At 65.1% G+C, this 5,848-nt stretch carries 5 protein-coding genes; 3 read left to right on the top strand and 2 right to left on the bottom strand.

Features of this window, described 5'->3' with window-relative positions:
- A partial coding sequence (locus tag RMO57_RS03410) for a GGDEF domain-containing protein (RefSeq protein ID WP_310384231.1) occupies positions 1-778 on the bottom strand: 778 nt, incomplete at its 3' end.
- Positions 779-1,012: 234 nt separating this feature from the next.
- Between RMO57_RS03410 and RMO57_RS03405 the strand changes: the two genes are divergently transcribed.
- Positions 1,013-2,329: a TonB C-terminal domain-containing protein gene (locus RMO57_RS03405; protein ID WP_310384229.1), complete on the top strand. Its 1,317-nt coding sequence runs from the start codon at positions 1,013-1,015 to the stop codon at positions 2,327-2,329.
- A 93-nt stretch (positions 2,330-2,422) separates the two neighbouring features.
- Positions 2,423-3,832, top strand: a complete 1,410-nt coding sequence (locus RMO57_RS03400; protein ID WP_310384227.1) for an esterase-like activity of phytase family protein — start codon at positions 2,423-2,425, stop codon at positions 3,830-3,832.
- A gap of 27 nt (positions 3,833-3,859) precedes the next feature.
- On the opposite strand, the gene RMO57_RS03395 is transcribed toward RMO57_RS03400, so the two are convergent.
- Complete coding sequence (locus tag RMO57_RS03395; RefSeq protein WP_310384226.1) at positions 3,860-4,156, bottom strand: hypothetical protein; 297 nt, start codon at positions 4,154-4,156, stop codon at positions 3,860-3,862.
- A 100-nt stretch (positions 4,157-4,256) separates the two neighbouring features.
- On the opposite strand from RMO57_RS03395, the gene RMO57_RS03390 reads away from it, so the two are divergent.
- On the top strand, positions 4,257-5,848 hold a 1,592-nt coding region (locus RMO57_RS03390), incomplete at its 3' end, for a hypothetical protein (protein ID WP_310384224.1).

Raw genomic sequence — 5,848 nt, 5'->3', positions numbered from 1 at the left:
CAATGCTGGGCTTGATGGCGAATTGCAAGCGACCCACCTCGATCGGAACTTGGATGGCTGCTTGCACCAGCGCTGCGATGCGCGCCACGGCAACGCGATCCTTGGGGCTGATCAGCAGGTAGAGGAACTCGTCGCCGCCATTGCGGCAGACCGTGTCTTCGTCGCGAGCGTGGCTCATCAGGCGCTGGGCCACCGCCATCAGCACGGCGTCGCCGGTGTCGTGGCCATGGGTGTCATTGATGAGCTTGAAGCGGTCCAGGTCCAGGAACATCACCGCCAGCAACCAGCCGTGGCGCTCGGCACCGGCGATCGCCTGAGCCAGCCTGTCGTCGAACAGCGTGCGGTTGGGCAGGCCGGTCTTTTGGTCGTGCATAGCGATTTGGGTGGCGGCGCGCTCGGCGTCGCGCGACGCCGCCAGCGCCGCTTCCGACTCGGCCAAGGCCTCGCGTGAGCGCTCCAAGGCCTGCTCAACCGCTTTGACCTCGTTCACGCCGCGGGCCAGGTTGTCGGTCACCAGTTGCAGATCGTCGGCCACCGCCTGCACCCGGCGTTCGACGGCCAGCCCGTCTTGCAGCGCGGCGGCAGCGGGCAGTGTGGTCGCCCCTTCGGCAATATTGACCTTGGCCTGATCATTCGCCGACCCCAAGTCTTCGGCCACGGCCTCGACCTCGGCCTTGACGCCGTGGCTCTGGCCGAGCGCCTTGTCCAGCACATGCAAGATGTGAGAGGGCACGGCGGCTTCGGTGGGTTCGACGGATTCAGCGGGAGAGGCGGGCATGATGTGGGTAGGCTTGCGTGAAGAAGATAGCAGTGGGCCTCATGGACGTCTGTGTGCCAGCGTACAGATCAGCGGTACTTGCCGCTGCGCGCCAGCAGGTGCGCTAGCCCTGCGGCCCCGGCAAGGCACAATCCGCACACCATCCGGGGTCAGGTCTTGCCATCCGCCTGTGGCTGGCTCTGACCCCGCTGGCGCCCCTGATTCAAAGCCCCGATGACTCGATGACCCGACGATGTGAGACCTGATTACCCCGACTTCCTGCTTGATGTGCGTCAGCGCAGCCGGGTGCGCACGGCGCTGTTGCTGTCCCTGCTGTTGCATGCGCTGCTGCTGAGTCTCAGCCTTGGCGGGCAGGGGCACGGGCTGCCGGGTCTGGACTTGCCTTGGCGAGAGCGACGGCTGGGCGCTGACGACTTGCGCGTGATGCTTGTGCCAGCTCCGCCTGCGCCTGCGCCGCCGGCCGTGGCCGAGCCGCCGACTGCCAGCGCCATGCGGGAGCCCGTGGCCGCCGCCGATATGTCTGCCGTGGTGGCCCAAGCGGCGCCGATACCACGGCCTGCCCCGGCAGCCGCCTTGCTGGCCCTGGCTCGCCCCGACACGGCCAGCTGGGCTGTGCCGCCCACACCGCCCACGCCGGTGGTGCCCGCGCCGCTGACCACAGCCGCGCCGAGCGCTTCGAGCCCGGAAATTCTGCTGCCGGTGCCCCGCGAAACGGTGCTGCAAAAGGCGGTTGACCTGGAGGCCCAGGAACGCGCCCAGACGGAGCAGGACGCTAAAGAAAGCAAAGAAAGGCAGGCCCAACAGCTGCAAGCCACCCGCTTGGTCGAGGCGGCTCGGCAGGAAGCCGAACGCCTGGAAGCGGCAAAGCAGGCGGCGGTGCGGCAAGCGGCCGCCGCCCGCCAGGAGCTTGAACGGGCCGAGAACGCCCGGCTGGAGGCCGCACAGCAAGACGCGGCCAAACAAGAAGCTGCAAAGCAAGAAGCTGCAAAGCAAGAAGCGGCAAAGCAAGAAGCTGCAAAAACAGAAGCGGTCAACCTGGCCCGGGCCACGCTGGCCGCCGCCCGGGCCGAGCAGGACGCCAAACGCGAGGCGGCGCGGCGGGCGATGGGGCGCCAGCTGGACGAGGAGGCCGCTAGGCGCGATGCGGCTGCCAATGCCGAGCGCCAATCGCCGTCGACGCTGCTTCCCAGCGGCAGCAGCGCACGCCGTGGCCGCTTGTTCGGGCGCATCGACCCTAACGCCGAGCTGCTGCTGTACGCGGAACTGTGGAGCCGCAAGATCGAGCTGAACCAGACCTTCGATCTGATTCGCGCGGCGGCCAAGCTGCCGCATACCCAGCCCCTGGTGACGGTGGCGGTGCGCAGTGACGGCTCGATTGAGTCGGTGAACTTTGTGCGTTCCAGCGGCGTGGCCGAAATCGACGAAGGCATCCGCCGCATCCTGCAAAGCCAGGCGCCTTTTCCGCCGTTCCAGCCCGCTCTGGCACGCCAGTTCGACGTGATCGAGATCCGCCGCAGCTGGAGCTTTGACACCGCCATTCGGCTCTATTGAGTCACCCCCTGAATCGGTGCTTTGTCACGACACCGTCACACACCGAGCCTAGCCTGCGCGGCTGATCTGTGACTTTGTTGGGACTTCTCACTCATGACTGCACCAAGAAAACTTCATGCCATCGCGGCTGCTTTGCTCGCCACGGCCAGTCTGGCCGCCCAAGCCGCGCCCAGCTTCATCAACGGCCTGGCGCTCGACGGCGCCGCGCTGGACCTGTCCGGCGGCACGTCGGTCAACAACGGCCGGCTCGGGTATTTCTCCGACATCTATTACGACACCAACCGCAATCAGTGGTGGGGTCTGTCGGATCGTGGCCCTGGCGGCGGCACGATCAAGTACGACACCCGCGTGCAGCGTTTCACCCTTGACGTGAACCAGAACACCGGCGCTATCAGCAACTTCAAGGTGGTCGAAACGGTGGTCTTCAAAAGCGCCGGCCAGGGTCTGAACGGCATCGCGCCGAACCCAAGCAGCAGTTTGGGCCTGGCCTTCGACCCCGAAGGTTTCGTCATCACCAAGGCCGGCACCCTGCTGGTGTCGGATGAGTACGGCCCGTCGGTGCGCGAGTTCAGCCGCAGCGGCGAGTTGCTGCGCACCTTCAAAACACCGGCCAATTTGATTCCGCGCAACGCCGTGTCTGGCGTGGCCAACTTCGCCGGAGACACCGGCAACACCGCCGGCAAGCGCACCAACCGCGGCTTTGAGGGCCTGGCCATCAGCCCGGACGGCAAGTTCGCGTTTGCCATGCTGCAAAGCGCCATGTTGGACGAGGGTGGCAGTAACGGCAAGATCAACCGCATCGTCAAGTTCGACACCACGACTGGCGAGGCGGTCGGGCAATACGCTTACGAAATGAAGCGCAACAACCAGGGTCAGGGCATCTCGGCCTTGGTGGCGATCAACGAGCATGAATTCTTCGTGCTGGAGCGCAATAACCGCGGCGTCGGCGTCGGCGCCGATTTTGAGACGGCTGACAAGGAGGTCTACCGCATCGACCTGAACGGCGCCAGCGATGTCTCCGGCATCGATCTGGACGCCGCCGGTGCCAGCTACACCAAGGTCAGCAAGTCGGGCCAGATCCTCGACCTGGATGCCAACACCTTGGCCGCCTTGGGCAATAAGTCGCCGGAGAAATGGGAAGGCCTGGCCATCGGCCCCAAATTGGCGAACGGCAAATACCTGTTGCTGGCCGGCACCGACAACGACTACAGCGTGACGCAGAACAGCAGCGGCGACCAGCTGGATGTGTATTTCCGCTTCAGCGACGCCGACCCCTATGCCGGCGCCATCCAATGCCCGCTGGGCCTAACGACAGGTTGCACGGGTGCTTCGAGCAGCGTGCCGCAAGACGGCAGCTACAAGCTGTTGCCGGGCGTGCTGCATGCCTACACCATTGATGCTGCTGAACTGGGCAATTACGTCAGCGCCGTGCCCGAGCCGGGTACTTGGGCCTTGATGTTGGGCGGCCTGCTGGCCGTGGCGGCGCGCCGCAGCAAGCAATAAGCCTGAGGCGTTGCGGGCCGCGCCGGCTCAATGCGGCTTGCGCGGCTTGTCCTCGCCAAAGCGTTTGGGTCGGTAGACATTGCCGTCCCATTCGCCCTCGGGTTTGGCGGCGCTGCCCTGCGCGCGCCGGATCGCTGCCTCGGCCTCGTTGGCGGCTGACTTCTTGAAGCGCCGGCCACGCCAGAACTGCGTCATTCGGCGGCCTGCATCGCGCAGGTGGGCGTCCAATTGCTGGCGCCGGCGCGGGCTCAAGCTCATATGGATGGCCAGAAAAATGCAAATCAGCAAACCGGCGCCGGCCAGCAAGGTGGTGAGTAAGTTCATGGGCGAAGTTTGCCTGAAGGCTCCATGACCAACGGGAATAAAGTCGCGGCCTTTTAGAATCCCGCCTGCCCGGACCCTGGGCGAGCCTGGAGAACGCGGTTTGTTGACCCACAAGAAGAACCCATGCACCACCTTGGCCACCAGCTGCCTGCTGGCAGTGCTGTTGAGCGCGGTGGCGCTATCGGCATTTTCTCAAACGCCCGCCGTGCCATCGGCGACCTTGAGCCTGGAAAAGCTCTTCCGCGCCGAGCCCTATCGGGGCGAGAACGCCAAATCACCCGAGTTCAGCCGCAGCGGCCGCTATCTGGCCTATTTGTGGAATCCTTTCGGCGAGCCCGGCACCGACCTCTACGTTCATGACAGCAAGACCGGCAAGACCCAGCGCCTGACTTCGCCGGCGCTGATGGCCGCCTTTGATGCACCCGAGGACCTGGAGCGCTTCGACAAAAAACTGCAGCAAAAACGCAGCGAGCTCGCCATTGCCCAGGCCAAGGAAGAAGCGCAGGCCGCCTATCTGCAGGGTGCTGCGGTCGATCTGGGCCAATGGGAGGCCGCGGCCATTGAGCGGGTGAAGCAGGAGTACACGGCCAAGAAGCTACGCGACGACGCCCAGAAGGCGGCCGACAAGGCCGAGGCGGAAATCGAGAAACGTGCCGCCGAGGCTTTCGAGGCCAAGCGCGGCGGCAAGCCGCTGGCCGCAGCCTCGGCCGCCTCGGCGCCCGCCGACAAACCCGAGAAAGACAAAGAACTGTGGGAGTGGCGCGACGAGCTGAAGAAAAAGCAGGCCAAGGACAAGCTCAAGCCCACCGACCTCTACCCCGGCGCGACCCAGATCGTCTGGGCTCATCACAAGGACGAGCTGATTTTTGCCTACCGCGGCAATTTGTTCCGTTGGGTCGCCGGCGACAGCAAGATCACGCCGCTGCAGGCAACCTCGCGCGCGCTGCGCATGCTGGCCTATGCCGCTGATGATCAAGCTTATGTCTATATGGACGACAAGCGCGTGCTGCGCAGCCGTTTTGGCGCCGGTGGCGTGCAGGTGCTCAACCGCGAGTTGATCCACCCGGATGATGCGGAGAAGAAATACCAGGTCGAGTCGACCACGATCAGCGAAGACGGCCGCTGGATGGCCTTGGTCGGCCGCGCGCCACTCAAGCCCTTGGAAGAAGGCAAGCCCGCGCCCGAACCAAGCGGCCGCAAGGTCGAAATCATGAACTACGGCGAGCGTTTCGCCACCGCCAAAAAGGTTGACCGCGAGGTCTCCGACGACAAGCGCACGAACAAGCCCTTGGCCATCTATATCCGCAAGGTGCCCGGTCTGGAGGAGGTACCGGCCAAGCAAGCGCTGCCGGTGTTCACCCATGCGGGTGGCGACGGCTGGTTCGAGCTGAGCCCGATTGCCTGGGCGCGCGACGGCAGCCGCTATGCCTTCAGCAGCTGGGAGCGGGAGAAGGAGTTGCTGCGCGTCTATCTCGGCGCTGCTGATGAGAATGCCAAGCCGGAGCTGGTGCTGGAGCGCCGCGGCGATGTGGGCCACGAGGTGGTGAGCGTGATCAAGCCGCAGTTCACGCCCGACGGCAAGACCCTGGTGCTGGTGCTGGACGAGGCCGGCTTTCGCCAGCCCTATGCCTGGGCCTACGCCGTGGGATCGGCCGTATTTCCGCTCTGTGCTCTCAGTGCCTCTGTGGTTCA

The organism is Roseateles sp. (assembly GCF_031397715.1).
Taxonomy (GTDB): domain Bacteria; phylum Pseudomonadota; class Gammaproteobacteria; order Burkholderiales; family Burkholderiaceae_C; genus Paucibacter_A.
Note: the sequence above shows the minus strand (reverse complement) of the source record. Positions and strands in the feature narration are given on the sequence as shown.

What these genes read in the sequence shown, in the direction of transcription:
- RMO57_RS03395 (WP_310384226.1), bottom strand. Translation starts at nt 4,156, where the DNA reads ATGAACTTACTCACCACCTTGCTGGCCGGCGCCGGTTTGCTGATTTGC.
- RMO57_RS03400 (WP_310384227.1), top strand. Translation starts at nt 2,423, where the DNA reads ATGACTGCACCAAGAAAACTTCATGCCATCGCGGCTGCTTTGCTCGCC.